Genomic DNA, 25,867 nt, shown 5'->3' with positions numbered 1-25,867 from the left:
GCCCACCGGAGTGAGCTTCAATCAAATGCGAATATTCTCTTGATTTAGGGTGTGACCCACAGACCATCCTGCATATGTAAAATTCGGTCTGCAGCATGTGCCAGTTGTTCATCATGCGTCACAATCAGCATCGCCATATTGAATTCACGTTGCAATTCGGTGAGCAGTTCAAAAATCTTTGCTGCAGTCTTACGATCCAGATTTCCGGTCGGTTCATCCGCCATCATCAGTTTAGGTTTGCCCACCACTGCACGCGCTAAGGCCACACGCTGGCGCTCACCTCCAGATAATTCACCTGGCTTATGTGTCAGACGATGCGAAAGACCAACCCGCTCCAGCAAGTATTCAGCCTGCTGTTTGGCTTCTTTAAACTTCACATTATCGCGGAGCATCAGGGGCATGGCTACATTTTCCAGTGCCGTAAATTCTGGCAACAGATGATGAAACTGATACACAAAACCCAAATGCTCATTGCGCACATAGCCGCGCTCTGCTTCGGACAAGGTATCGAAACGGCGACCATTGACCATCACTTGCCCTGATGTTGGTCGATCCAGTCCACCCAAAACATGCAATAAGGTACTTTTACCAGAACCACTCGAACCGACAATTGAGACAAACTCACCTGCTTTGACCTGCAGCGACAAGCCTCGAATCACATCGACGGTGGCTTTGCCATCGGTAAAGGATTTGTGAATATTCTGGGCATCTAAAATCAGATTACTCATAACGCAAAGCCTCTGCCGGTTGAATTTTTGCTGCACGTAAAGCGGGGTAAATCGTCGCGACAAAACTTAAGGCCAATGACAAGCCGACAATCACCAAGACATCCTGCCAGCGTAAATAAGAAGGTAGATAATTGATAAAATAGGCATCAAACATATTCAGACCCAAAGTATTGTTTAACCAGCCGATAAAGCTACTGATACTGGTCGCTGCAATAATCCCGAGGATTGCGCCGGCACATGTCCCAATCACCCCAATCACCGTGCCTTGCACCATAAAGATTTTGGTAATGGTGGCAGGCGAAGCACCCAAAGTCCGTAAAATCGCAATGTCCGATTTTTTATCCGTCACCACCATCACCAGTGATGAAACGATATTAAATGCCGCAACCAGCACAATCAGGAATAATAACAAGCTGACCATGGCTTTTTCCATCTGGATCGCGCTGAACAGATTACCATGAGTATAAGTCCAGTCAGATGCGTAGAAGTTGGATGGTAAATCCCGCACGATTTCCTGAGACACTTGCGGTGCGACAAAAATATCATCCAGTTTTAAACGCACGCCTTGTGCACCATCAGGTAGGCGCAATAAAGTTGAAGCATCATTTAAAGCGATATATCCCATCATCGAGTCGACTTCAGCACCAATACTGAAAATTCCCACCACTTTAAAGCGCTTGAAACGAGGCACCACACCTGCTGGTGAAGGGGTCGCCTCTGGCAATACCAGAGTAATATTATCGTTTAAACCGACCCCCATGGCATCGGTCATCTGCTTGCCCAGAACAATACCAAATTCACCTTTTTTCAGGCTATCAATACTGCCCTCGACCATATGGTTTTGTATAATGGATACTTTTTTCTCATACTCGGGTTCAATCCCGCTGACCATAATCCCGGCAACCTGTCCCTGTGCCGTCAGCATGCCCTGTAATTGGGTAAATGGTGCGACCCCTTGGACATGCTCATGCTGCTCAATCTGCTTTGCAAGTTCGGGCCAATTTGTTAGAATTTGCGTTGAAGAAACAGTAGCTTGAGGTATCATTCCCAAGACACGATTTTTCAACTCTCGGTCAAACCCATTCATCACAGACAAAACTGTAATGAGGACTGCTACACCGAGCGTGAGACCGATCATTGAGACCAATGCAATAAAAGAAATGAAGTGGTTACTACGCCGTGCGCGAGTATATTTCAACCCTATATACAGCGAGATTGGTTTAAACATAACCATCTAGTCCGAGGTAATAAATTATGGAAAATGTACAGCATCCAAACGGATACACGGAAAGACGCGTTATGTCTCGCATCGATGCTGCCTTACGAATTAATTATCAGATTATTTCCGATGATGTTGCCTTAAATGATCCTTATGACTCTAACTTTGTCTTGCCCCGCTATTTTCTACTACTTGCAGAGCTAGATCAATTTGATCATGCGGTTAACTACGAATTAGAACAATTATCTGAAAAAGATCAACAAATTGCTCGAATCTTATCCTTATTCAACCAAAAATTAAACCTTATTACCGGTTCTTTGTATGACGCAATTGTACAAAGCATGTTACCTGTACCAGAGCAGGTGAACTTTTCGGAAACCGGTTTTAGTTTCTTTAGTGACCGCCCCATCACTGAAGGCACCTATCTGCACGTGACTTTAAGCCACCCGGAAAATTTCTTCCATATTGCGGCAACCGCCCAGGTGGCCTACAGTCGTGAAGAAGAAAATAGCAAATTCCGGACCGGTGCTTATTTCATTACCATGCACCCACAAGACCGTGTCAAACTGGGTGAATGTGTCAAAGCCAACTTTGCTTAAATCACTGATTTAGTCATTGTGAATACTGGATGGAAGGCGAGCTGCATAGCTCGCTTTAATTTCTCTGGAAAAATACAACAATAAACCCGTCAACAAAATACCGACACCGATTAAGGCCTCACCCGACAAGCTTTCACCATTCAAAAGCACACCTACGAATAAAGCAAGCATTGGAGTCAATACCGTCGTCAAAGACAAGGTGGTCGCCCTGATTTTCTGTACCAGTTTAAAATAACAGAACATGGCAATCAGCGAAGCCATCACCACGGCATATCCTAGCCCGATCAGTGATTTTGCCTGAGGCATTTGGGTTGGCGCAAATTGCCAGATAAATGGCAACATGGCACAGGCCATGACTGCTGAAACTGCAATGGAACCGGCCGCTTGCGCCATCGGTTGTAAGGGTGCATTGACTTTTTTGACCCAAAACATCGAAACACAATAGATAAACACACTCAGTAGCATCAGACCAATACCGATTGGCTGAATGTGCTGGTCTTTGCCACCGAGGCAAATCACCGCCAAACCAGTCAGGGCAATCGCCATCCCGCACCACTGTGAAGGATAGAGCTTGAGCTGAAACACGAAACGGCCAATCAATCCGGTAATAATAGGTGCCAGACCAAACATCAGCGCAATAATGCCTGAGCTGAGATAATCCGTGGCCAGATAGGTAAAAATCTGCGAGCCAATAAAACTGCAAGCTCCAGCCAGATAACTGTGCATCGAGAGAGAATCGACAGGAAAACGGGTTTTAAACAGCCACAACAAGATAAATGCAAAAGGCAATGCCAGAAAAAATCGCAGTGCCAGTGCCCAGAGCGGATGCAGATCGCTTACACTCCAGACAATGGCTAGCGGTGTAGTGGCCCAGATAAAAACCAATAAAAGATAGGTCACAACCATATTGGTGTGTGTTGGCATGCGCGATTGCTCTTAAAGTGCAGATGTTTTACGTTTTTGTTTTTGAATGGTTTGATCCAGTGCGCTTGAAAATTCACGCTTATCCCGCTCTGAAATCGGAGGTGGCCCACCCGTTTGCACACCGGCACCACGCAAACTATCCATAAAGTCTCTTAGATGTAAACGTGCTTTGACATTGGCCGTGGTATACACTTCACCGCGTGGATGAATGGCAATCCCGCCCTTTTCAATCACTTCTGCCGCCAGGGGAATATCTTGGGTCATGACAATATCATGCTCTTTCATGCGCAGAATAATCTCTTTATCTGCAGCATCAGCGCCACTCATCACCTGAATTGAATTAATCCGGACTGAAGGCGTAATGCCCACCGACTGATTGGCCACAAAAGTCACTTCCAACTGATAGCGATCCGACGCACGGATAATCACATCTCTTAAAATACGGGGTAATGCATCAGCATCGACCCAAAGTTTGAATGGCAACACAGGGTTTCCCATTAAGGTATAAATCCTGGGTATTCTAGCAAATTGAGAGGATCAGGTTGATGATTAAATCGTTGCATTTTCATCGCTGCTGTCGCTCATGTTTTTTTGAATCTATTTGATTTGAGCCGTAACTGTGATTCAGTCTAGAAAAAAAATTGACTGCATTTAATTTGAAAATTCATTCGATTGACTTGAAAAATCGTAATGACCCTCGATTAACTATAAATAAGTCATCCAAGATCAATTGTGCATATGAAAAATCAGAATAGCCCAGAGATCATCACCATTGATGATCAGAATTTCGGTAGTCACGTCGAACACTGGACATTACTCACCGAGAATCCAGGTACAGATGTGCCACAGTGGTTAGGCAAAGCTCTTGATGCGCCTATTATGCCGATGGGCATTTGCACACAAGAATGTGATATGGATGAAAATACCTGGCTGATTCAGGGGCCGAGCAAAGCTGCGGTGCAATTGAGCCAAGTGATCGCCATAGAAAATAATAAGCCGCAAGCAGTAAAAACTGCATTCCCCTGCTTTGATAGTCCTTATCAGGTCAAAGCGACCATCGACCGAATTATTTCCTGCAAATCCAATACTCAGGCGGTATTACGTCTGAATCTGGGTGCCAACAATATTATTTATGCTTTCGATAGTCTGTATAGCGTCAATCATCCGCATTATGAAAAAGACCAGTCCTATGTGGTGAATCTGAATGCTTGGGCCTATGAGCTTGAAGCAGTGGCTGACCATGAACATCTGGTGGTGGATGATCCGGCTTCGATCAAGCATCACCGTGCCTTGAATGATATTCTGGCAGCCAACCAGGGCGTGGCACCCGATAATTTGCAGGAACAGATTGATGCCTGGCAGCCACACTCAGAAGAAGATAAAGCACCTGTTACTGTAGATTTCTCTAAAATGGTGGCTTATCTTTATGGTGAAACCATGGGTCAGGAAGATGAAGCCTGGTTTCAGGGCAATATTGTCGGTAAAACTGCCATGCAGTTTATGGATCAGGACTATACCCTGTATGATGTCACGCTGATTCATGATGAAGGTCAACCAGCCACCTTGATCCGGATTGCAACGCGGAATGAGCAGCATAAAAATTTCCAGATTGGTCAATATATTCGTGGAAATCTGTGGATTCAGGCCAATATTTATAGAAAATCGGCTTAAGTTAAAATAAACAAAGAAGGTCTTCTTTTTGATGGGGATCTTCTTTGTTTAATCCGTATTTTCTGTTTTTAATTTTATTTTTTTTATTATTTTTTACCCATTTTTTCTAGCTTAATAACCTATTTAAATCATTTAAAAAATCGAGTTATCCACATTGTTAAATTCACATGAATTCATTTTATACATGCAATCGAATCCTAAAAATCTTGTAAAAATAAGACTTTGATTTCGCATACGAATAAGTTCAGACAAATCCAAAGCTGATATTTAAATAAAATGAAAATTTATGAACTTTAATCAAGAATGTACTTTATTTAATCAATTTTTTATGATAAAAATACTCACAACAAATAGTATTAACGATAAATAGATCGGACAATAAATATCTATGAAAATCGTGCAAGAAGAAACATTAGACCAGGTCGAGCATCATCTTAGCTCTCGCTATAATATTGATATGATGTCATGCCTTTTTTTCATGTTGGGAATGCTGATCTGCGGCTTTACCCTGCATACTTTTATTTTTTAAATTCCCTGACATAACCGAATGCATAAAAAAAACCCAGCCTATGCTGGGTTTTTACATTTCAGGGATTAACCATTGCGTTTTGCAAAGTCATCCATAAAATTCACCAAGGCTTGTACGCCCTCTAATGGCACTGCATTATAAATACTGGCACGCATACCACCGACAGAGCGGTGACCCGCAAGATTCAATAAATGCTGGGCTTCTGCTTCTTTCAGGAATTGTTTTTCAAGATCTGCATTGGCCAAAGTAAATGGCACATTCATGATTGAACGATTTTCTTTGAAGATTGGATTGGCATAAAAATCGCTTTGATCGATATAACCATAAAGCAGATTGGCTTTTTCCAGGTTCACTTTATGCATGGCTTCTACACCGCCATTTTCCAGCAACCATTCAAATACCAGACCAGACAAGTACCATGCATAAGTCGACGGCGTATTTACCATAGAACCATTTTTGGCTTGATCTGAGTATTTTAAGATACTTGGAATTTCAGCTTTGGCTTGATCCAGTAAATCTTCACGAATAATCACCAGGGTTAAACCCGCTGGGCCGATATTCTTTTGCGCGCCTGCATAGATCACACCAAATTTTGATACATCAAGTGGCGCAGATAAAATGCTTGATGAATAGTCACAAACAAGGGGCTTATCTGTTTCAGGAATAGAAGCAAACTGCAGACCACCAATGGTTTCGTTGTCTGCATAGTGCACATAGGCGGCATCGGCAGACAGCTTCCATTCGCTTTGCGCGCTGATGGCATGTTTAGCATCAATTTTGATACCTGCTTCTACCACATTGATATCGCCATAGCGTTGCGCTTCTTTCAAGGCCTTTTCAGACCAGATTCCGGTATGGATATAGTCCGCTTTGTTATTTTTACCCAGCAAGTTCAATGGAATTGCCGAAAATTGTAAGGATGCGCCACCCTGCAAGAACAATACTTTGTAGTTCTCGGGAATATTCATGAGTTTGCGTAGGTCTGCTTCCGCTTTTTCAGCCACGGCCACATAGTCGGAACTACGGTGGCTCATTTCCATGATCGAAAGACCTTTGCCATGCCAGTCAAGCATTTCAGCTTGAGCTTTTTCAAGTACGGTAGTCGGTAATGCAGCAGGACCAGCACAGAAGTTGTACGCGCGCATGAGTTTTCCTTATCTATGTGAGACACAATAAAATGATGGCATTTAACCATATCTGGCAAGGTCTTGCACAAAATTATTTCAATCTCGAACTGTAATTACAGTCAAAAAATCAATGTAGATTCACAAGATAAGTTGACCATTTATAGGGTTAATTAAACTTATTATGCCTATTTTTATTAAATGTTTGAGTTTAAAAATAAAACTATTATGATGAACTCACAATGATTAAAAAATAATCTGAAAAATTATAAGTAGGGAAAAAATGGATAACTTTATTAATCGCCTCAAATTACATATTGAGCATGTTAAACGTGTCGGTGCGCATTGCTCAACTGAAGAAACCACCAAACAAGCACTTATATTGCCACTTCTGGATATTTTAGGCTTCAGTCCTTATGATCCAACGAAAGTACTGGCAGAGTTTGCCGCTGATTTTCCTGGTGTCAAATCAACAGAGCGCGTTGACTACGCGCTATATTGTAATGGTCAACCGGTTATGTTTATTGAAGCCAAATCTTATGCAAGTAATTTAACAAATCACGCACCACAACTCTCCCGATATTTTAACTCTACTCTGGGAGTGACCATTGGCGTCATTACCAATGGACGTGAATGGCGTTTTTTCACTGACCTCATTAATCCAAATATTATGGATGAAAAACCTTTTCTGGTTGTTGATTTCACTAAACATCAAGCCGAAGAACTGACTCAATTAGCAGAATTCAAACATGATAATTTCCATGTAGAAAAATTACGATTTTTTGCCGAAGAGAATCAGTATATCCAACAGTTTAAAGCGGTAATCAAAAAATCAATTAATGAAGTCGATATTGATTTTGTACGTTATGTTGCTCAGCAAGCCAATATTCCAAGACAGCTCAATACAAAATTCCTTGAATCAATTCAACCCTTCGTTAAACAAGCAGTCGAACGTGCAATTAGCGATACGGTTTTAAAAGGCTTATCTGCACCCACCATCATTACAGCACAACCCATTGAGCAACAAACTGAATTAAGGACTGATGAAGTTTCAGAAGAACCGACTCCCTCAAATCTTCAACAAGACATTATAAATCCTCAGAATCAAAGAATTGTTACCACGGTAGATGAACAAAGCTTACAAAATATTATCCATGAACTTTTTCCAGACCATGAACTCACCGGAAAAGATACGGAGAGCTATTATTCCATTCTGTATCAAAGTAAAAATAATAGATGGTTATTCCGCTATGATGTGAACCGAAAACGTCCTACTGTTCAATTTATTGTTCCCATTGATGAGAGACATAAACTTGAATTAAATAGAGCGGGTCTAGAAGTGTTAAATAATGGACAAATTTATCTGGATAAACCGGAGCATATTTATAGAGCCGTAGGGGTTTTAAAAGATTGTTTAGATTTTTGCATGAATGATGAAAATTTCAAAAGAACCGCCCTAAGTTAGTCAGGACGCGCAAGCGTCCTTAATGCTGGACAGATGTAAAATAAACAATACTACAACCATGCCCCTTACTGAGCTGCAAACCACTGATTTATAATGTACACAAATCAACTTATTCTTCACTTTGGCCATCTGCTTGCATGAATATGACGAACTATAAAAGTAAATTATTTTTGGGGTGTGGATTATTGTCAGGCCTATGGTTGAATAGCCAGAGTCTATACGCCCAGACTTTGAGTTTTCAAGACGCCGAAAAACAGTTATTGCAGTCTTCTTACAGCAGTCAGGCCTATCAAAGCTTGGAACAAGCCTCGAAACTTGAAGCTGAAGCGGTAAAAGGTTTGGGATTACCACGTGTCGATCTGAATGTGCGTGCTTATGCCTTTCGTAATGAATTAGATATTCCTTTGGGTGCTCTTAAAAACAACCTGGAGCAATCTCTCACCAATGGCTTAAATAATAAAATTGATGAGTTTAATTTAGCTGCGAATATTGCCAATCCTTTAAAAGAAGGTTTACAACAACCGATTCATGACGGTGTAGGCTTAATTCCCGATACCTCCAAGGTCGTACTCGAAGATCAAGTGATTCGTCCTACCGTGTCCATAATGATGCCGCTTTATACCGGTGGTTTGACTCATAGCGCCAAGGAAATTACCAATATTCAGGTCGGTCGCAGTCAGCTCAGTAATCAACAGCAACAAGACACGCAGCGTTTCGAACTGATTCAAAGTTATTTTAATGTGCAACTGCAAAAGCAACTCCATGCAGCAGCAGTATTTAATCTGAATGCCATGCAACAGCATTATCGCAATGCCTTAAAAATGGAACAGCAAGGTTTTATTAGCAAAGGCCAGCGCATGCAGTTTGAAGTGGCACGTAATAATGCCGAGCGCAGTCAGCAAAATATGCAAACCAATTTAAATGCCAGTCTATTTCAACTGAATAATCTGCTGCAACAAAGCAGTATCACTGAACTGTCGACACCTTTATTTGTCAATCAGACCGAGCCACAGGCCTTAAATCAACTACTGAAAACCTTTAGTCAAAACTCTGCGCTGATTCAAAAAATGCAGCTAGATACCCAATTAGCACAAGCCAATGTCAAAGCTCAGCAAGCAGCAAAAAAACCCAATGTCTTTGCTTTTGGTGAATATAGTTTGGATCAGAATCAAAACTGGATTGTCGGTGTTGCCGCACGCTATAACCTGTTTTCAGGGATTGATAAAAACAAAAATATTCAGGCGGCCGAGCTCAAACGCTATGCCACAGAACTGCTCACCTCACGCACCCAGCAAGAGATTGAAAACCTGATTTATAAATCTTATAGCGAAGCCTTGAGTGCACAGCAAAGTCATGCTTTGTTGGAACAAAATCTAAAAGCTGCGCAGGAAAATTTACGCATTCAAGAGTTGTCCTTTAAAGAGGATATCGGAACAGCAACACAGGTCATTGATGCCCAAAACATGCTTAGCGGGCTACGAGCCGAAACTGCCTTGAATGCCTATAAATATGTGATGTCACTGGCCACCCTGTTACAAAGCCATGGCTCGATTGCCGAATTTCCCAATTATATTCAACACACCAATACTCACTATATTCGCTAATGGAGCCGAACATGAACGACGATCAAAAACCCAATGATCCTGTGAATGAAGCGGTTTCATCTACCGAAACAGAAAGTTCTCCCGCTCCACAGACCCAATCAGCAACGCTAGAGGAAAATCACGCGACGACCTCGACCGATGAGCAGCCTCCTGAAATCTCCAAAAAGAAAAAATATCTACTGCTGGCGTTGCTGCCTATTCTGCTGGCCGTGATTATTTTTGGATTATGGAAAAGCTATCAACCGACGCCGATTGAATTGCAAGGTCGTGTCGAGGCTGAAACGATTCAGGTGGCCACCAAAGTGCCAAGCCGGATTGAAGAAATCTATGTGGAAGAAGGTCAGCGAGTTAAAAAAGGCGATGTTCTGGTTCGCTTAAATAGCCCGGAAATTGCAGCCAAAAAACAGCAAGCTACAGCAGCCTTACAATCGGCTTTGGCCTTACAGTCCACAGCTGAACGTGGCTCGCAGGAAGAAAATATCGCCAGTCTGTATGCCAACTGGCAATCGCTAAAAGCACAGCAAAATTTAGCCAAAGTTTCTTATGAGCGTGGTGCAAATTTATTGAAGGAAGGTGTGATTTCACGCCAGCGCCGTGATGAATTGTATGCAGCCAGTCAATCAGCGGCGCAAATGACAGAAGCAGCGTATCAGCAATACGCACGTGCCAAACGTGGCAGCACCTCGCAGCAAAAGAGTTCTGCCGATGCACAAGTAGATATTGCCCAGGCTGCGCTGGATGAAGCCAATGCTTTAGAAGCAGAAACCCAATTAGTAGCACCTGTAAACGGAACGGTGTCTAAAACCTATGGCAAAGTCTCGGAGCTGGTAGCCACCGCAGTCCCTGTGGTCAGCCTGATTGAAGATCAAATGTGGGTGAGCCTGAATATTCGTGAAGACCAATATGCCCCATTTCAGAAAATGAGCAGTATTGAAGGTTATATTCCCGCCCTAGATAAAACCGCCACTTTTCAAATTAGACAGATCAGTGCTGAAGGTGAATTTGCCACCATTAAGACCACACGTCAAACCGGCGGTTATGATGTGCGCAGTTTTAAGCTGCATCTTGTACCCACACCAGCAATTTCTGAACTGAAAGTCGGGATGAGCGTGTTATTTAAACTGAAAGAGACCCGATAATGTGGACGGGTATATGGCGCGAACTGCGCTATCTGCTCAGCGAAAAATGGGATCTGTGTCTGGTCACGCTGGCACCTGCACTGGTGATTATTTTATTCAGCAGCATGTTTGCTCAAGGGAAATCGGATCATTTACCGATTGCGATTATTGATCAAGACCAGAGTGCGCTGAGTCAAAGCATTTATCAACATGTGGCGCTGAATCATACTCTTAAAATTGCTACGGTGTCGGAACAAACAGCTGAAATTGAGCGCCTGTTAAATCAAAATAAAATTTGGGGTTATATCCATATTCCAAGCGGTGCCGAGCAACGTCTGGTTCGTGCCCAGGATGCTGACATCAGTATTGCTTTTAACCAGAGTTATTTCAGTATTGGAAATACCATTTCCTCGGCCATGCTGGTCAGTACCCTACAAGCACTCGCTGAATTTAGCGGACAGCAATATCTGGGCAACCGACTCCCCTCTCTCGAAGCACCGTCACCGCATATTAAAATATCTCCGCTGTATAATCCGCAGCTGAATTATGAATTCTATCTGGAACCCTATGTCATTCCGGCAATTCTGCATTTACTGCTGTGTTGTTGTGTGGCATTTTCCGTCGGTCAGGAACTGAAGCGGCAGACCTTAACAAGCTGGATTAGCAACTCATCCATCTGGATGGCTTTAGTGTCTAAAAATCTGGTCTATGTGGCTATTTTTAGTCTATGGACTTGGGCGTGGATGTTTTGGATGATTGAAATTCGCGGCTGGTTTGTTGCCGGTTCGCTTGGTCTGATTTTATTGGCACAATTGCTGCTGTATAGCGCCTATGCATTTTTAAGCGCTACGGTGGTGCTGGCCACCCAAGATTTAAGTAAATCTTTCGGCTTGATTGCTGTATATGGTGGGTCATCATTGAGCTTTGCCGGGGTGACTTTACCCTTAAATAATGCACCCCTATTCACCCAGTTTTGGGCCAATATTATCCCCTTTACTCCTTATGCCAAATTACAAACTGAACAATGGATGATTGGCAGTCCAGTGCAGATCTCACTGCAAGCTGTATGGATCTTGCTGGCCTATGTGGTGGTGTACGCACTGCTAGCCTATATTTTTCTCAAGAAAATAGCCAAAGGAGCAGCCTGATGAAATCCCTTTGGTTTTATTATCTGCGCAGCTTTAAAGATATTGCCAGCCACGGCGCTATCTTTACCACACTGATTTTATCGGTCTTGTTTTATAGCTTCTTTTATCCCTTTGCTTATCAGGCACAGCAAGCCGAAGCCTTACCGATTATTATTGTTGATGCAGAACAAAGTCACTTGAGCGCGCGGATTATTGGCCAAGTCCATCAAAGCCCGAATGTTGAAATCAAGGCGATTACCAGCAATTTCGCCGAAGCCAAAACATGGGTTGAATCGCAACAAGCGGATGGGATTTTGCTGCTACCGGACAATTTATCGCAAACGTTAAGGCATGGTGAAACGGGCGGAATAGGACTGTACTTAAGTGCTGCCAATTTTTTAGTCACCAAACAGATGGGGATCGGTTTAGCGACCTCTCTTGAGCAGACCTTGGCAGACTATGCTGAACGTTTTGGCCAGGTTTCAGATTTTTCTCCTGCCCTATCAGTGCATCAGATTCCATTGTTTAATCCGCTCTCCGGCTATGGTAGTTATGTCTTTCCTGCGGTCGCCCCTCTCATCATTCATCAGACCATTTTTTTAGGTTTGAATATGCTGATTCTGGTGTACCGCGAAAGAAAAGTGCAGTTAAACTCAAATGCGTTGATTGGGCTATGTTTAGCGATATTGAGCATTGGCTGTCTGGGTTGTTTTTATTTATTTGGATTTACCTTTTGGTTATTTGATTATCCGCGAGGGGGTAACCTATTCGGCATGCTGCTGGCTGTGCCGGTTTTCGTTTATACTGTGATTGGAATCACCTGCCTATTTGCCAGTTTTCTGGATATGCCGGAACGCGCTGGACATGTAATTGTTTTTACTTCTATCCCTCTATTTTTTTTATCCGGTGCTGCCTGGCCACATGCAGCTATGCCCATCTGGATGCAAGTGATCGCTGAGATACTGCCTTCTACCCAAATGGTGCAGATGTTTATTCAACTGAATCAGATGGGTGTACCGACCGCACTGATTTTGCCTAAACTGATATATCTGGGGCTGATAGGCAGTTTATGTTTTTTCTTGGCTTATCGACGTTTGATTCAAGTGAGTCAAAGCAGATAAAGCATTGGATTTATGCTGCCATCAACTTATGGATTAAGATTCGCCAAAGACCTGAATATTAAAATTACGAATCTTGTTGCTACCATTCGGCTGGTCGAAACTGACATCATACTGCACCAGATTATTTGGATAGGCAATTTCATAGCTGATCTTATATTGGCCAGGCTGGTTGGTTGCTTCTTCAATCTGCTTGGTCATTAAAGTTTTAGACTTGTACTCACCTTTCGGAATTGAACGTGAAAAGCGTTTCATCAGCTTTTCGTTGTCCTTAAACTGTGTTTGCAATTGCGGCTCTAGCTGATCCAGAAACTCGTCATACTTCCCATCACGCAAATCCTCATAGGCCAGCTGTGCTGCCTGTTCCTGCTCAGGACTTGGGTTTGGGATATTGTCCATTGAGTTACAGCCACTTAATGCAACTGCTGCCGCTAACAACATTGATTGGGTTTTCATCGCTTACCTTCATTCAGTCAAGATTTATAAAAAAGGACGCCGAAGCGCCCTTTTTATCAATAGAACACTTATTCTTCTACTGAGTTTTCACCATCTTTTTCAACATGTTCAGCTACTGCATCTGTTTCAGTCGCTACATCTGTTTCTGCTACTAAAGATTCTTCACCTTCAATCGCTTCAACAAACTCATCTTCTTCAACAGCTTCAACTGAAACCACACCAACCAGTAACTCTTCATTACCGAGACGGATCAGACGAACACCTTGTGCATTACGACCGGTTTGAGCCACTTCAGAGGCACGGGTACGAACCAAAGTACCGCCATCGGAAATTAACATCAGCTCTTTAGATGCATCAATCGCTACTGCACCGACCAACTGACCATTACGTTCTGAGGTCTTGAGTGCAATCACACCCTTACCGCCACGTTTCTTGGTCGGGAAGTCATCCACCGGGGTACGTTTACCATAACCATTTTCAGAAGCACACAATACTTCGCCAGTTTCAGGGACAACAACTAAAGATACAATCCGGCTGATCAATGCTGAATCTGCAGCATCTTCATCATCAGACTCGATCTCAGTTTCTTCGCTTTCTTCCAGCAAGGCTGCTGCACCGATGGTCACGCGCATACCGCGCACACCTTTGGCTGAACGACCCATTGAACGTACATCAGTTTCTGCAAAGCGAATGGCTTTACCTTCGTTCGAGAACAACATGATTTGCTGTTCGCCGTCAGTAATCGCAACACCAATTAAAGTGTCATCGCCATTCAGTTCAATCGCACGTAAACCGTTTGAACGCACATTCGAGAACTGTTCAAGTTCTACACGTTTAATCGTACCGTATTCAGTCGCCATAAACACATAGAAGTTTTTACGAACCGCTTCAGCCTGCTGTGCAAAATCATTGATGATGTCATCATCAAGATCGGTCGTTGAAAGTTCTAAACCTAGCTCTTTCAATTGAACACGAAGTGCATCAGAAATATCATCCGCACCCTCTTCAGATTCAGCAAGTGCCGCTTCAAGTGCCGTAAAGTGACCATTAATCACTTCATTGCTTTGCAGTTGTGCAGCATTGGCTTTTACGAAGGCTTTGAAGTCCGCCAGACGTTCTTTGAATTTCTTCGGTGCATCAATCACCGGTAAAATTGCGGTAATGGTCTCGTTTTCGTCTAATGGCAACAAGTTCACCATTGGGCGACCTTTGGCACCACGTGATGCTTGTGGCACTTCATACACTTTCAGACGATAGACTTTACCAACGTTGGTAAAGCAAAGTACCGTCGCATGACTTGACGTCACAATCAGATGTTGAATGTAATCGTCTTCTTTCATGCTGGTTGCAGACTTGCCACGACCACCACGACGCTGTGCGGCGTAGTCAGACAATGGTTGAGTTTTCGCATAACCTGTTTTTGAAACCGTCAGCACCATTTGCTCTTCAGGAATCAGATCTTCACGAGAGAAATCGATACGTGATTCAACAATCGAGGTTTTACGTGCATCACCATATTGCTGAAGAATCAAAGCCAATTCTTCACGAATTACGTTCATCAACAGATTAAAGTCATTTAAAATTGCAGTCAGTTCAGCAATTTGCGCCAGAATTTCACTATATTCAGCATGTAACTTGTCTTGTTCAAGACCGGTTAAACGATGCAGACGCAGTTCCATAATCGCATTGACTTGGGTGGGTGACAGACGATAAATATCGCCATCCAGACCAAACGGACGACTTGGGTCTTCACCTTCAATCTCATCCGGACGTACAGAAACTGAGCCAGCTTTTTCTAGCAATGCCAATACACCGCCACCTGTCCACTCACCTGCCTGCAAACGCTCACGTGCTTCAGCCGGGTTTGCAGAACTCTTGATAGTTTCGATGATGGCATCAATATTCGCCAGAGCAACGGTTAAACCTTCCAAGATATGACCACGTTCACGCGCTTTGCGTAATTCGAACATGGTACGGCGCGTTACCACTTCCTGACGGTGACGGATAAACGCTGCAATAATATCTTTCAGGTTCATCAGTTTAGGCTGGCCATTATCCAGGCAGACCATGTTGATGCTGAAAGAGTTTTCAAGTTGCGTGTTCTGGAACAGGTTGTTCACGATTACTTCGGCGTTTTCGCCACGTTTCAAGTCAATCGCGATACGCATACCGTCTTTGTCCGACTCGTCACGCAGCTCGGAAATACCTTCCAGTTTTTTCTCTTTAACCAGTTCAGCAATACGTTCAATGGTTTTTGCTTTATTGACCTGATATGGAATTTCCGTAAACACGATCGTGGTACGGCCATTCTTCGGATCTTCTTCGAAGTGATACTTGCCACGGATGTGTAAACGGCCTTTACCGGTACGGTAGGCATCCACGATGCCCGATTTACCGTAAATAATACCGCCTGTCGGGAAGTCCGGACCAGAAATGTGTTCCATCAACCCTTCGATGCTGATCTGGGGATCATTGGCATAGGCCAGACACGCATTCACAACTTCAGTCATGTTATGCGGCGCCATATTGGTCGCCATACCCACCGCAATACCGGTTACACCATTAACCAATAAGTTCGGTACACGGGTGGGCATCACCTGAGGAATACGCTCAGAGCCATCGTAGTTGTCTTCCCACTCGACGGTATCTTTTTCAAGATCCGCCAAGAGTTCGTGGGTCAGTTTACGCATACGCACTTCGGTATAACGCATCGCTGCTGCGCTGTCGCCATCGACCGAACCAAAGTTACCCTGACCATCGACCAACTGGTAACGCAAACTGAAATCTTGTGCCATACGTACAATGGTTTCGTATACAGCATAGTCACCATGCGGGTGATATTTACCGATCACGTCACCGACGACACGTGCAGACTTTTTATAAGCTTTGTTATAGTCATTGCCTAATTCGTGCATTGCGAAAAGCACACGACGATGAACAGGTTTTAAACCATCTCGTACATCGGGCAATGCACGTGACACAATCACGCTCATCGCATAATCGAGATATGAGCTTTTAAGTTCATCCTCAATGGCAATCGGTCTAATTTCCGATACGCTCATGCATACTCCTTATTCTACAAGCCAGTTTTGGCTTGTATTTATATGTCGTAAAACTAGCAAAATCATTAACTCAAACGACTGAGTTAAAAACTAAAATACAGCCCTAAATTATAGCATAAACACTTGTATTTTTGTGTCGAAATATTCAGCTTAACCTTGTTAATTATCTTCATTTTAGTGGTCATTTTCCTGTTATTTCAGCGTCAAAAACAAGTGCACCACATCCATATTTTTTCGCACCCGAAATATACATAAAAACAGCAGTGCAAAAAAAAGATGCACACACAAATAGGCATCTTCCTTAGATTTAATCTGTCTTTTAATGCGCTTGATTCAGTACCTTGCGATAAGTCAGCACCGCCACAATCAATAGAATCGGCAATAGCATCTCCACCCCTTCCTCAATGGTCATGATCATGACCTGGGTATGTGGTATGAGCTGAATATTGAATTCCTCCCTGAGGGTTGACGTCGTGCGATCCAGAACCTTGCTCAGTCCGCCACAGGCAATGGTCAGGAAGATAAAAAAATGCGCAATATTCAAAGAATCTTTCATGCTGCGTATGGTGTTTACCAATTTTTTTGCCAGTACCATAAAGACAAAAATAATCCCGAGCAATAAAATAAAGCCCAGCAGCTTGTCCATGAGCGGAATTTCAGCACTGCGATAGAAATTGGTTTTAATAAAGCTGTCGTCAAACAGTCGCTTATGAAAGTCCATTTCCCTGAAGCCCAACAATATCGCAGCAGCAGCGGTAAATATCCGGGTATTCAGTTTAATTTCAGTATTTAGCAGACACAGCATGGCCAGCAAGTACCATAGCCAAGGACTAAGCACTTCAAAAGCGCCCGACTCACTGAATAAATACTGGGTTACTGACAGCGGTGCATTCAACGCAGTATGCACACAAATACTCACATAGAGCGCAATCAGCAGGAAACTAATAAACAGGATATGAGCGGTTCTGGAAAAGGACATGATCAAAACAGGAGAAAAAGCAAAGCAGGATTTTATCACTTTTCATCCAAATCACATACTCTAGTTTCGACTGCCGAGTATCTTTAAAAATTTTCCAATAAAAAACGCCTCTTGGTACCGAGACTAAGAGGCGTTTTAAACTGTATTCAGGAATTAGATTTTAGAAACCAATTCAGGAATAACAGTGTTCAAGTCACCAACTAACCAGTAGTCAGCCACTGCATTGATTGGCGCTTCTTCATCTTTGTTGATCGCAACGATCACTTTAGATTCTTTCATACCAGCCAAATGCTGAATTGCACCAGAAATACCGACAGCGATGTACAGGTCAGGTGCAACGATTTTACCGGTTTGACCAACCTGCATATCGTTAGGAACGAAGCCAGCATCTACTGCAGCACGTGATGCACCTTGTGCAGCACCAAGCTTGTCCGCCAATGGATCAAGGATCGCGTGATAGTTCTCACCTGAACCCACACCACGACCACCAGACACCACAATGCGAGCAGCTGTTAATTCAGGACGCTCAGACTTCACGATTTCTTCGTTGATAAACTTGGAAATGCCTGCATCGCCAGCAACAGTCGCAGCTTCTACAGAGGCAGAACCGCCTTCAGCAGCAACAGCATCAAATGCTGTACCACGAACAGTTGCCAGTACGACATTTTCGCCCGACTCTACAGTTGCAATCGCGTTGCCTGCATAGATCGGACGCTTGAATGTTTTAGGACCATCGACTGCGATGATGTCCGTAATCATGCTCACATCAAGAAGCGCAGCTGCACGTGGTAAAATGTTTTTACCAGTGGTAGTCGAAGCAGCAAGAATATGGCTATAACCTTTACCTAATTCAGCAACCAGTTTCGCTACGTTTTCAGCCAGCTGGTTTGCATAAGCAGCATCATCAGCAAGTACGACTTTGCTTACACCCGTAACTTTCGCTGCTTGATCAGCAACTGCTTGAGCGCCAGAACCAGCAACCAATACAGTGATATCACCACCGATTTTTTGCGCCGCAGCAACAACGTTTAAAGTAGCAGCGTTTAATGCTTTGTTGTCGTGCTCAGCGATAACTAAAATACTCATGATTTTTATCCTTCTGTATTAGATCACTTTCGCTTCGTTTTTCAATTTTTCTACAAGCTCGTCTACAGACTTCACTTGTACGCCAGCTTTACGCTCTGCAGGTGATTCAACTTTTACTGTTTTCAGTTTAGTTGTGGTCGTTACACCAAAATCTGCAGGCGACTTGTTATCAAGCGGTTTTTTACGCGCTTTCATGATGTTTGGAAGCGCTGCATAACGTGGCTCGTTCAAACGCAAGTCAGTGGTAATAATGGCTGGAAGTGCAAGTTCAACAGTTTGTAAACCACCGTCTACTTCACGTGTTACTTGTACTTTGTCGCCATCTACTTTCACTTCAGAAGCAAATGTACCTTGGCCCGCACCCATTAGAGCGCCAAGCATCTGACCAACCTGATTAGAGTCGTCATCAATGGCTTGCTTACCTAGAAGGATTAATTGTGGTTGTTCAGCTTCAACAACACCTTTCAGGATTTTAGCAATTTCTAGCGCACCGAGCTGGCTGTCATCAGCTTCAACCAGAATACCGCGGTCAGCACCAAGCGCCATTGCAGAACGGATCTGTTCTTGCGCTTCTTTAGGACCAATAGAAACAACAATGATTTCTGAAACAGTTCCTTTTTCTTTTAAACGAACCGCTTCTTCCACTGCGATTTCACAGAATGGGTTAATTGACATTTTAACGTTGGTTAAGTCAACACCACTGTTGTCCGGTTTAACACGAACTTTAACGTTGGCATCAACCACACGTTTTACAGCAACAAGAGCCTTCATGTAATCCTCGGCTGTTTTAGCAAATGTAAATGTTGAGAAAAGTTAGTGTAACTCTTCACTTAAATTTTTTTAGGTGCCCTATCTTGCAATGTGTACGGCATTTCGGTCAAGTCACAATTCAACAAAGAGCTGTAAAAATGCGTAAATTTACCTGAACGATGCGTTCACAATTAATTGTTATCCATTTATTACAATGAAATGTATAAACATTTACTTAAAATTTAAGCATTGATTTATATTATTTTTTTATTTGATTAGTCACATCAATAGTTCTGATTGAAAAGCTGTACGCAAAATAAAATGAAAGTAGTTGGCAGCAAAACTGGCAGGATGAACCCACAATCATATTTGTCATTTTAGACAGAAATCTTCTTTGAAACGGATTTGGCCCACTAAAAAGACCAATTGACTGAATAAGCAACCCGCTCACTTATAGATATGCTGGAAAAGTCATCTCTTTTTCAAGTGCTTTTAACTATAAAAAAAGCATACTGTGAAAAGTATGCTTTTTTGAATCGGGCTTAATTGATGATGAGCCAGCTTGCTGCAAGCGCCAATAAACCACCAGAAGTTCCGTCTACCCATTTTTGTTTACGTTCATCAATCTGGGTTTTCTGGCTGATTTTGCTGAACAAAATACTTAAGCCACAATACACCACAAAAATCAGACCAATAAAAATAAAGGACAGAATCAAACCTTGACTGACAGTATTGGCCGATTTATCAATAAACTGCGGCAAAATCGCAAAATAAATCAGCATGCCTTTCGGGTTTAATAACGCAGTAAAAAAACCTTTTTGAATCGGATTGGCTGACGTCTTTTTCTCAATGTTCAGCACATTTTTACTGAATACTGACTTGAACAGGCCAAAGGCCAGATACAGCAGATAAGCAATTCCGAGCCAGCGAATCGTTTCAAACAGCACCGGAAAGGACACAATAATCGCGGCAATTCCGAGTGCGACCAGAATCGAATGCACCAGATAACCACAACACACACCGACAGTCGCCATCATGCCTGCTTTTGCATCTTTACCCATCACTTGAGACAGGATAAATAACATATCGGGTCCAGGCGTAAAAATCAGGGGAAGCACGGTCAGTGCAAAGAGTACAAATACAGACATTTCCTTTTCCTTTCAAACTCCAGAAAGTGAAACAAGTATCTGCGATTTTTTACAAAATTGGCTTTCAATTTATTTTATAATAAGTCTTATTTTTCGAATATTATTCTAATTTATGAAAATATCCACCAAGTCTGTGCGAGTAAAACTTGATCGAATTGATAAAAATATCATTCGACACTTACAAGCCAATGGCCGTATTCAGAATAATGATCTGGCGCGGGAAATTGGACTTTCACCTTCCTCCTGTTTGCGGCGGGTCAAATTACTGGAAGATGCGGGTGTGATTCAGAATTACACCACCATTGTCGATCAACAGAAAATTGGCTTTCAGCTGATTTTGTTTTCACGGATTTGGCTGGTCGGTCAAGATGCTGAAACCATTGACACCTTTATTGAGGCCATGAAAGAACTACCTCAAGTGATGGAGTGCTATATCATTTTGGGGGAAAGTGATGCCATGCTGAAAGTCGTGGTGCCTGATCTGGAAAGTTACCGTAAATTCCAGTCGACCCATCTGACTAAAAAAAATGGTATTACCAGTGTTAAAACCGATTTACCGAGTCAGATTATTAAACAGAGTTTCCAATTGCCTTTAGAGGATTTATAAACGAATGGATTAAGAGTGACGATGGCGTATTTTTAATTCCAGCGCTAAATAATCATAGCCAGCTTAAATCACCCGCTATGTTGCAGATAGATAGATCGCAAGTTTGACGATAAGAAAAATATCAGGTTGCCTTGTTTAAAGACAACCTTTTTCTTGAGTAAAGCCGAGATACTAGGGAGTTTAGGCAGTTGCTTGTGCTAAAAAATCACGATGAATATGGCTTAAATCCACTAATTCATAGTCTGATAATTCAAAAACTGTCCAAATCGCAATTGCATCTTCTTTTAAATCGACCGCTTGGGTGGCACGATTCGACACTTGCCACTGTAAATCAGAAATCCATAAATAGTATTGTCCTGTCATTGCATTAAATGCCTGAACTTTACCATCGGCATTAATCCCTTGAATGATGGCACCTTCAGGTAAAGTCGCTGCAAGACTCGGTAAGCTAATATCCACAAAATGCTTGATTTGTCGCAAACCATAACCGGCAAACATTTCTTTTTGAGCTGCGCTTAACTGTGCATATTTTTGTTCTATATCTGCAATCACTATTGTGTCCATATCAATTCCCATCCGCCAAATGCTGAGACTTTGCTCAGTCATACTTCATTTTAAATATTAATTACTCGTTCTTGTTATACCTGAAATGACGCATTTAACGAATAAGACAATAGTGAAATGCCCCAACAGAACGCCAGTTTTCAGTTCAATTCCATTTTAAGGTTTAAATATGAAAGTTTTATGCCAAAAATATATATTCATGATTTTTAATTTCTACCACTTAGCGCATGATCAATCCTTTTTATGCTGTGCACGCGGATGCGCCTGATCATAAATTTGTGCCAGATGATCAAAATCGACGTGAGTATAAATCTGGGTGGTGCTTAAATTACTGTGGCCCAGCATTTCCTGAACCGCACGTAAGTCGCGGCTATTCGACAGCATATGACTGGCAAAGCAGTGACGTAACAAATGCGGATGTAAATCCACATTGACGCCTGCGCGCTGCGCCTGAAACTTGACCCGATTTTCAATTTGGCGTGCACCCAGTGGATTGCCCTTCTGGGTAATAAATACATTCGCCTCTGGCACAAAATCGCCATTCCAGCGTGGATAAAGCTGTAACCAGGCCATAACACTCTCTTTGGCCTTGGAGCCAAAAGGCACGATCCGGGTTTTATTGCCCTTACCGGTAATACGTAGCAACTGCCGGTTGAAGTCGATATCTTTGATTCTGAGGTTTTGTAATTCGGCCAGACGCAACCCACTGGAATACAGCAACTCCAGAATCGCTTTGTCCCGGAGCCACATTTGCTGCTGGATTTCATTTTCAGGCGCAGGCTGATCGATAATCTGATTCACGGTTTCAATATCCACCATGCCCGGCAAAGGACGCGATTGGCGCTTTAACTGAAAATCATCCGCCGGGTTAAAAGCGAGATGCTGGGCCTGCTCTGCCCATTTCATAAACTGGCGAATGGACGACAGCATGCGCTGAAGACTGCTGGGACTCAGCTGATGCTGTTCGACTTTTTCAGCCAGAAACTGGCGCAGGTCTGTGGCTTCTACATCATTTAAATTGAGCTGCTCACGCTGGCAAAACTCTAAAAAATCCGAGACATCACGAGCATAGGCCTGCAAGGTATGTTTAGACTGGTTCTGGATTTCACGTTCTTTCAGCCACATATTGAGCAAAAGTTGAGGGGGCACAGTCACTGCATGCTCCATTTAAAATTGCTCCAGATAATCTTGAATCAGTGCTGCCACCTGATCTGCATGAGTGTTGGCAAAGAAATGATTTCCGCCTTGGATGATATGCAGTTTTGCATGTTTAAATATTTTTTCTAAGTATTGTCCTACTTGAATGGTGCTTAGAGGATCATGATCTGCCCAAATTAGCAAAATGGGAATTTCAAGACCGGCGAGCTGATCAGGATTAAATTCAGTGTGATCTTGTACAAACCAGTTCGGTACTGCTTTAAACTGTTCACGATAATCTGTTCGCCAGTCGGCACAGTGAAATCTCTTCAAATTTAAACCGCCTGATGTCGCCAACAATACCAGCCCTTTGACTTTTTGCGGATGCTTAAGCGCTAACCCAACTGCCAGTACACCGCCCATCGACTGGGCAATCAGAATGGAGTCATCCTGAATCTGCCTATTTACTAGTTCTTGCAAATCATACAGGTTTTGAATGGCTACATTTGGCGTCACCCCATCAAATCCTGGATAGGCAATGACCTGCTGATCTGGATATTCGGTTAATGCTGCCCTTAACGGCTGCCAAAAACCTTGGCTGCCAGATGCACCCGGTAAAAATACAAGCTGATTCATGAAGGCATAATCATGCATATTAAATTTCAGTTTCATCCTAACATAAAAAAAGCACCGTTCTGAGCACGGTGCTTTTTTAAAACTTAATGCCGATTAACCCTGAAAATAACGCAAATCCAGACGCCCTTCATACACGGTCGCCGTTGGTCCGGTCATCCAGACCACATCGCCTTCTTTCCACTCGATCTGCAACTTGCCACCTGCCAGCTCGATTTCAACCTTGCTCGACAGCAGACCACGGCGCATACCGGAAATGGCTGCGGCACAGGCACCTGTACCACAGGCCAAAGTCTCGCCGACACCACGTTCATATACACGCAAACGCGCATGTTTTTCATCAATGATCTGCATAAAGCCAGCATTGACCCGTGCCGGGAAACGCGCATGCGCTTCAACTTGTGGGCCAATACGTGCCACATCGGCAGCAATCACATCCGGTACAATCGTCACCGCATGCGGATTACCCATATTCACCACATCAATGCTCAGCTTTTCACCGCCAGTAAGCTCAATGTCATACAGGCTTTCCGGTGCATCGGCCAAAAATGGAATGTCCTGCGGCAGGAATTTCGGATAGCCCATATTGACCCGCACCCAGCCATTGGCGCCCAATTCTGGCTCTACAATACCAGACTTCGTCTGTACCTTGATTTTGGTTTTGCTGGTCAGCTGACGGTCATGCACAAACTTGGCAAAACAGCGCACGCCATTGCCACATTGTTCTACTTCCGAACCATCGGCATTAAAAATCCGGTATTTAAAATCTGCACTTGGTACGTCTGGAGGCTCAACCACCAGCAGCTGATCAAAACCAATACCAAAGTTACGATTGGCCAAGCGCTGAATGGTGACCGGATCTAAATAAGCGCGCTGGCTGATCAGATCAACCACCATAAAGTCATTGCCCAGACCATGCATCTTGGTAAATTCTAATAACATCTCGATTTAGTCCTTAAGGCAATAAACGCTCACGTTCCCAAAGCGATTCAATCGTCTCACGTTCACGAATCAAATGTGCCTGATCTGCATCAACCATCACTTCAGCCGCACGGCCACGGCTGTTGTAGTTTGAGCTCATCACAAAACCGTAGGCACCTGCGCCTAAGACTGCCAGTACATCATTTTCTTTGATTGCCAATTCACGCTCTTTACCGAGGAAATCACCGGTTTCACAGATCGCACCCACCACATCCCATTCTTTAGTTTCAGCATCAGTACGCGGCCTAACAGGTTGAATGTCCATCCATGCTTCATATAAAGCCGGGCGAATCAGGTCGTTCATCGCGGCATCAATAATCGCGAAATTACGGTGATTGGTGGGTTTGAGCAGATCGACTTTGGTCAGCAATACACCCGCATTGGCAGAAATACTACGCCCCGGCTCCATATACACTTTCAGGCCCAATTTTTCTAAAGCTGGACGCAGCGCATTGGCATATTCTTCAACCGATGGCGGGGTTTCATCTTTATAAGTCACACCCAAACCACCACCAATATCGATGTGTTTGAGGTGGATACCCATTTCTTTGAGCTGGTCAATCATGACAATGACACGATCCAGCGCATCAACAAAAGGCTGGGTTTCGGTGAGCTGTGAACCGATATGACAGTCAATCCCGACCACATCCAGATTGGCCAGTGACGCCGCATATTGATAGGTTGCAAATACGCTATCAGATGGAATACCGAATTTATTTTCTTTTAGACCGGTTGAAATATAAGGATGGGTTTTGGCATCGACGTCCGGATTCACGCGCAATGAAATCGGCGCTTTAACATTCAATTCAGCCGCAACCTTTTGGATACGATCCAGCTCGGCATGAGATTCCACATTAAAGCAGGCAATGCCCACTTCTAAGGCTTTTTTAATATCTGCTTCAGTTTTACCCAGACCCGAAAATACAATTTTTGCGGCATCACCACCGGCTTTTAGCACACGTGCCAATTCACCACCGGTCACAATATCAAAACCGGCCCCCTGTTTGGCCAATACATTCAATACCGCAAGATTGGAGTTGGACTTTACCGCGAAACAGATTTGATGATCGATAAAGTTAAAAGCACGGTCCATATCTAAAAAATGCTTTTCCAAGGTGGCTTTGGAATAAACATAGAGAGGTGTGCCAAATTGCTCTGCGAGCTGTTGTAATGAACATTGCTCAGCGTGCAATACCCCATTAATGCGGGTGAAACTCATGAAGGTATCCTTTCTTTGA

At 43.2% G+C, this 25,867-nt stretch carries 24 protein-coding genes; 8 read left to right on the top strand and 16 right to left on the bottom strand.

Annotation, left to right across the window (positions count from 1 at the left end; all coding sequences use genetic code 11):
- Positions 1-44: 44 nt before the first annotated feature.
- Both lolD and FTT75_RS01535 read right to left on the bottom strand, forming a co-directional pair.
- Positions 45-728 carry a lipoprotein-releasing ABC transporter ATP-binding protein LolD gene (lolD, locus tag FTT75_RS01540; RefSeq protein ID WP_005097632.1) on the bottom strand — a complete coding sequence of 228 codons (684 nt, stop codon included), beginning with the start codon at positions 726-728 and terminating at the stop codon, positions 45-47.
- Positions 721-1,956, bottom strand: a complete 1,236-nt coding sequence (locus tag FTT75_RS01535; protein ID WP_180076231.1) for a lipoprotein-releasing ABC transporter permease subunit — start codon at positions 1,954-1,956, stop codon at positions 721-723. The genes lolD and FTT75_RS01535 overlap by 8 nt, the downstream gene beginning before the upstream one ends.
- A 26-nt stretch (positions 1,957-1,982) precedes the next feature.
- Here FTT75_RS01535 and FTT75_RS01530 point away from each other — a divergent pair, with 26 nt between their 5' ends.
- Complete coding sequence (locus tag FTT75_RS01530; protein ID WP_005097634.1) at positions 1,983-2,546, top strand: PilZ domain-containing protein; 564 nt, start codon at positions 1,983-1,985, stop codon at positions 2,544-2,546.
- A 9-nt stretch (positions 2,547-2,555) separates the two neighbouring features.
- Here the strand turns inward: FTT75_RS01530 and FTT75_RS01525 are convergent, their stop codons facing one another.
- Together FTT75_RS01525 and FTT75_RS01520 are read right to left on the bottom strand one after the other, a co-directional pair.
- On the bottom strand, positions 2,556-3,470 hold the full coding sequence (locus FTT75_RS01525) for a DMT family transporter (RefSeq protein WP_180085688.1): 915 nt from the start codon (positions 3,468-3,470) through the stop codon (positions 2,556-2,558).
- Positions 3,471-3,482: 12 nt separating this feature from the next.
- Positions 3,483-3,968, bottom strand: coding sequence for a YaiI/YqxD family protein (locus tag FTT75_RS01520; RefSeq protein WP_005097638.1), 486 nt, complete (start codon positions 3,966-3,968; stop codon positions 3,483-3,485).
- Between the two features lie 240 nt (positions 3,969-4,208).
- On the opposite strand from FTT75_RS01520, the gene FTT75_RS01515 reads away from it, so the two are divergent.
- The gene (locus FTT75_RS01515; protein ID WP_005097639.1) at positions 4,209-5,141 is read left to right on the top strand and encodes a hypothetical protein; all 933 of its coding nucleotides are present in this window, start codon (positions 4,209-4,211) and stop codon (positions 5,139-5,141) included.
- A gap of 594 nt (positions 5,142-5,735) precedes the next feature.
- On the opposite strand, the gene serC is transcribed toward FTT75_RS01515, so the two are convergent.
- Positions 5,736-6,815, bottom strand: a complete 1,080-nt coding sequence (serC, locus tag FTT75_RS01510) for a 3-phosphoserine/phosphohydroxythreonine transaminase (RefSeq protein WP_074383369.1) — start codon at positions 6,813-6,815, stop codon at positions 5,736-5,738.
- A 262-nt stretch (positions 6,816-7,077) separates the two neighbouring features.
- On the opposite strand from serC, the gene FTT75_RS01505 reads away from it, so the two are divergent.
- The 5 genes from FTT75_RS01505 to FTT75_RS01485 all read left to right on the top strand — a co-directional run bounded on the left by FTT75_RS01505 (position 7,078) and on the right by FTT75_RS01485 (position 13,229).
- Complete coding sequence (locus tag FTT75_RS01505) at positions 7,078-8,259, top strand: type I restriction endonuclease (RefSeq protein ID WP_005170006.1); 1,182 nt, start codon at positions 7,078-7,080, stop codon at positions 8,257-8,259.
- Between the two features lie 137 nt (positions 8,260-8,396).
- Positions 8,397-9,863, top strand: coding sequence for a TolC family protein (locus FTT75_RS01500; RefSeq protein ID WP_180185821.1), 1,467 nt, complete (start codon positions 8,397-8,399; stop codon positions 9,861-9,863).
- A gap of 11 nt (positions 9,864-9,874) precedes the next feature.
- Positions 9,875-11,002 carry an HlyD family secretion protein gene (locus FTT75_RS01495; RefSeq protein WP_180185820.1) on the top strand — a complete coding sequence of 376 codons (1,128 nt, stop codon included), beginning with the start codon at positions 9,875-9,877 and terminating at the stop codon, positions 11,000-11,002.
- Positions 11,002-12,129 (top strand): ABC transporter permease, encoded by a 1,128-nt coding sequence (locus FTT75_RS01490; protein ID WP_180185819.1) that lies wholly within the window; start codon positions 11,002-11,004, stop codon positions 12,127-12,129. The genes FTT75_RS01495 and FTT75_RS01490 overlap by 1 nt, the downstream gene beginning before the upstream one ends.
- The gene (locus tag FTT75_RS01485; protein ID WP_180075269.1) at positions 12,129-13,229 is read left to right on the top strand and encodes an ABC transporter permease; all 1,101 of its coding nucleotides are present in this window, start codon (positions 12,129-12,131) and stop codon (positions 13,227-13,229) included. The genes FTT75_RS01490 and FTT75_RS01485 overlap by 1 nt, the downstream gene beginning before the upstream one ends.
- Before the next feature lie 33 nt (positions 13,230-13,262).
- Here the strand turns inward: FTT75_RS01485 and FTT75_RS01480 are convergent, their stop codons facing one another.
- The 6 genes from FTT75_RS01480 to FTT75_RS01455 all read right to left on the bottom strand — a co-directional run bounded on the left by FTT75_RS01480 (position 13,263) and on the right by FTT75_RS01455 (position 20,707).
- Positions 13,263-13,682, bottom strand: a complete 420-nt coding sequence (locus tag FTT75_RS01480) for a hypothetical protein (protein ID WP_005169984.1) — start codon at positions 13,680-13,682, stop codon at positions 13,263-13,265.
- Between the two features lie 68 nt (positions 13,683-13,750).
- Positions 13,751-16,744, bottom strand: a complete 2,994-nt coding sequence (gene gyrA / locus FTT75_RS01475) for a DNA gyrase subunit A (protein WP_180050101.1) — start codon at positions 16,742-16,744, stop codon at positions 13,751-13,753.
- 319 nt (positions 16,745-17,063) lie between these two features.
- Positions 17,064-17,723 (bottom strand): hypothetical protein, encoded by a 660-nt coding sequence (locus FTT75_RS01470; protein WP_100355612.1) that lies wholly within the window; start codon positions 17,721-17,723, stop codon positions 17,064-17,066.
- Between the two features lie 153 nt (positions 17,724-17,876).
- Entirely contained in the window at positions 17,877-18,809 is a 933-nt protein-coding gene (locus FTT75_RS01465) for an FAD-binding protein (RefSeq protein WP_005169982.1), read from the bottom strand.
- A gap of 18 nt (positions 18,810-18,827) precedes the next feature.
- Positions 18,828-19,580: an electron transfer flavoprotein subunit beta/FixA family protein gene (locus FTT75_RS01460; RefSeq protein ID WP_005097655.1), complete on the bottom strand. Its 753-nt coding sequence runs from the start codon at positions 19,578-19,580 to the stop codon at positions 18,828-18,830.
- Positions 19,581-20,101: 521 nt separating this feature from the next.
- Positions 20,102-20,707: a LysE family translocator gene (locus tag FTT75_RS01455; protein WP_005097656.1), complete on the bottom strand. Its 606-nt coding sequence runs from the start codon at positions 20,705-20,707 to the stop codon at positions 20,102-20,104.
- A 112-nt stretch (positions 20,708-20,819) separates the two neighbouring features.
- On the opposite strand from FTT75_RS01455, the gene FTT75_RS01450 reads away from it, so the two are divergent.
- On the top strand, positions 20,820-21,314 hold the full coding sequence (locus FTT75_RS01450) for an Lrp/AsnC family transcriptional regulator (protein WP_004645712.1): 495 nt from the start codon (positions 20,820-20,822) through the stop codon (positions 21,312-21,314).
- 180 nt (positions 21,315-21,494) lie between these two features.
- On the opposite strand, the gene FTT75_RS01445 is transcribed toward FTT75_RS01450, so the two are convergent.
- From FTT75_RS01445 to lysA, 5 genes are all read right to left on the bottom strand, one after another.
- Entirely contained in the window at positions 21,495-21,878 is a 384-nt protein-coding gene (locus FTT75_RS01445) for a hypothetical protein (RefSeq protein WP_005265835.1), read from the bottom strand.
- 231 nt (positions 21,879-22,109) lie between these two features.
- Positions 22,110-23,045 (bottom strand): site-specific tyrosine recombinase/integron integrase, encoded by a 936-nt coding sequence (gene xerA, locus FTT75_RS01440; protein WP_159138226.1) that lies wholly within the window; start codon positions 23,043-23,045, stop codon positions 22,110-22,112.
- Entirely contained in the window at positions 23,046-23,651 is a 606-nt protein-coding gene (locus tag FTT75_RS01435) for an alpha/beta fold hydrolase (RefSeq protein WP_227523632.1), read from the bottom strand. It lies immediately after the preceding gene.
- A 93-nt stretch (positions 23,652-23,744) separates the two neighbouring features.
- Positions 23,745-24,590, bottom strand: coding sequence for a diaminopimelate epimerase (dapF, locus tag FTT75_RS01430; RefSeq protein WP_100329077.1), 846 nt, complete (start codon positions 24,588-24,590; stop codon positions 23,745-23,747).
- Between the two features lie 13 nt (positions 24,591-24,603).
- The gene (lysA, locus tag FTT75_RS01425; protein WP_074383381.1) at positions 24,604-25,848 is read right to left on the bottom strand and encodes a diaminopimelate decarboxylase; all 1,245 of its coding nucleotides are present in this window, start codon (positions 25,846-25,848) and stop codon (positions 24,604-24,606) included.
- Between the last annotated feature and the right edge of the window lie 19 nt (positions 25,849-25,867).

The organism is Acinetobacter sp. YH01008 (assembly GCF_013420435.1).
Classification (GTDB): Bacteria; Pseudomonadota; Gammaproteobacteria; order Pseudomonadales; family Moraxellaceae; genus Acinetobacter; species Acinetobacter pseudolwoffii.
This window is presented reverse-complemented; position numbering and strand designations above follow the sequence as displayed.

Excerpts from the sequence above, each read along its gene's own strand:
- FTT75_RS01530 (WP_005097634.1), top strand. The coding sequence starts at position 1,983 with ATGGAAAATGTACAGCATCCAAACGGATACACGGAAAGACGCGTTATG.
- lysA (WP_074383381.1), bottom strand. The coding sequence starts at position 25,848 with ATGAGTTTCACCCGCATTAATGGGGTATTGCACGCTGAGCAATGTTCA.
- FTT75_RS01525 (WP_180085688.1), bottom strand. The coding sequence starts at position 3,470 with ATGCCAACACACACCAATATGGTTGTGACCTATCTTTTATTGGTTTTT.
- FTT75_RS01485 (WP_180075269.1), top strand. The coding sequence starts at position 12,129 with ATGAAATCCCTTTGGTTTTATTATCTGCGCAGCTTTAAAGATATTGCC.
- FTT75_RS01490 (WP_180185819.1), top strand. The coding sequence starts at position 11,002 with ATGTGGACGGGTATATGGCGCGAACTGCGCTATCTGCTCAGCGAAAAA.
- FTT75_RS01495 (WP_180185820.1), top strand. The coding sequence starts at position 9,875 with ATGAACGACGATCAAAAACCCAATGATCCTGTGAATGAAGCGGTTTCA.
- FTT75_RS01470 (WP_100355612.1), bottom strand. The coding sequence starts at position 17,723 with ATGTCCTTTTCCAGAACCGCTCATATCCTGTTTATTAGTTTCCTGCTG.
- FTT75_RS01515 (WP_005097639.1), top strand. The coding sequence starts at position 4,209 with ATGAAAAATCAGAATAGCCCAGAGATCATCACCATTGATGATCAGAAT.
- FTT75_RS01435 (WP_227523632.1), bottom strand. The coding sequence starts at position 23,651 with ATGAATCAGCTTGTATTTTTACCGGGTGCATCTGGCAGCCAAGGTTTT.
- FTT75_RS01455 (WP_005097656.1), bottom strand. The coding sequence starts at position 20,707 with ATGTCTGTATTTGTACTCTTTGCACTGACCGTGCTTCCCCTGATTTTT.
- FTT75_RS01460 (WP_005097655.1), bottom strand. The coding sequence starts at position 19,580 with ATGAAGGCTCTTGTTGCTGTAAAACGTGTGGTTGATGCCAACGTTAAA.
- lolD (WP_005097632.1), bottom strand. The coding sequence starts at position 728 with ATGAGTAATCTGATTTTAGATGCCCAGAATATTCACAAATCCTTTACC.
- FTT75_RS01520 (WP_005097638.1), bottom strand. The coding sequence starts at position 3,968 with ATGGGAAACCCTGTGTTGCCATTCAAACTTTGGGTCGATGCTGATGCA.
- serC (WP_074383369.1), bottom strand. The coding sequence starts at position 6,815 with ATGCGCGCGTACAACTTCTGTGCTGGTCCTGCTGCATTACCGACTACC.
- xerA (WP_159138226.1), bottom strand. The coding sequence starts at position 23,045 with ATGGAGCATGCAGTGACTGTGCCCCCTCAACTTTTGCTCAATATGTGG.
- dapF (WP_100329077.1), bottom strand. The coding sequence starts at position 24,590 with ATGTTATTAGAATTTACCAAGATGCATGGTCTGGGCAATGACTTTATG.
- FTT75_RS01465 (WP_005169982.1), bottom strand. The coding sequence starts at position 18,809 with ATGAGTATTTTAGTTATCGCTGAGCACGACAACAAAGCATTAAACGCT.
- FTT75_RS01505 (WP_005170006.1), top strand. The coding sequence starts at position 7,078 with ATGGATAACTTTATTAATCGCCTCAAATTACATATTGAGCATGTTAAA.
- gyrA (WP_180050101.1), bottom strand. The coding sequence starts at position 16,744 with ATGAGCGTATCGGAAATTAGACCGATTGCCATTGAGGATGAACTTAAA.
- FTT75_RS01500 (WP_180185821.1), top strand. The coding sequence starts at position 8,397 with ATGAATATGACGAACTATAAAAGTAAATTATTTTTGGGGTGTGGATTA.
- FTT75_RS01480 (WP_005169984.1), bottom strand. The coding sequence starts at position 13,682 with ATGAAAACCCAATCAATGTTGTTAGCGGCAGCAGTTGCATTAAGTGGC.
- FTT75_RS01445 (WP_005265835.1), bottom strand. The coding sequence starts at position 21,878 with ATGGACACAATAGTGATTGCAGATATAGAACAAAAATATGCACAGTTA.
- FTT75_RS01535 (WP_180076231.1), bottom strand. The coding sequence starts at position 1,956 with ATGTTTAAACCAATCTCGCTGTATATAGGGTTGAAATATACTCGCGCA.
- FTT75_RS01450 (WP_004645712.1), top strand. The coding sequence starts at position 20,820 with ATGAAAATATCCACCAAGTCTGTGCGAGTAAAACTTGATCGAATTGAT.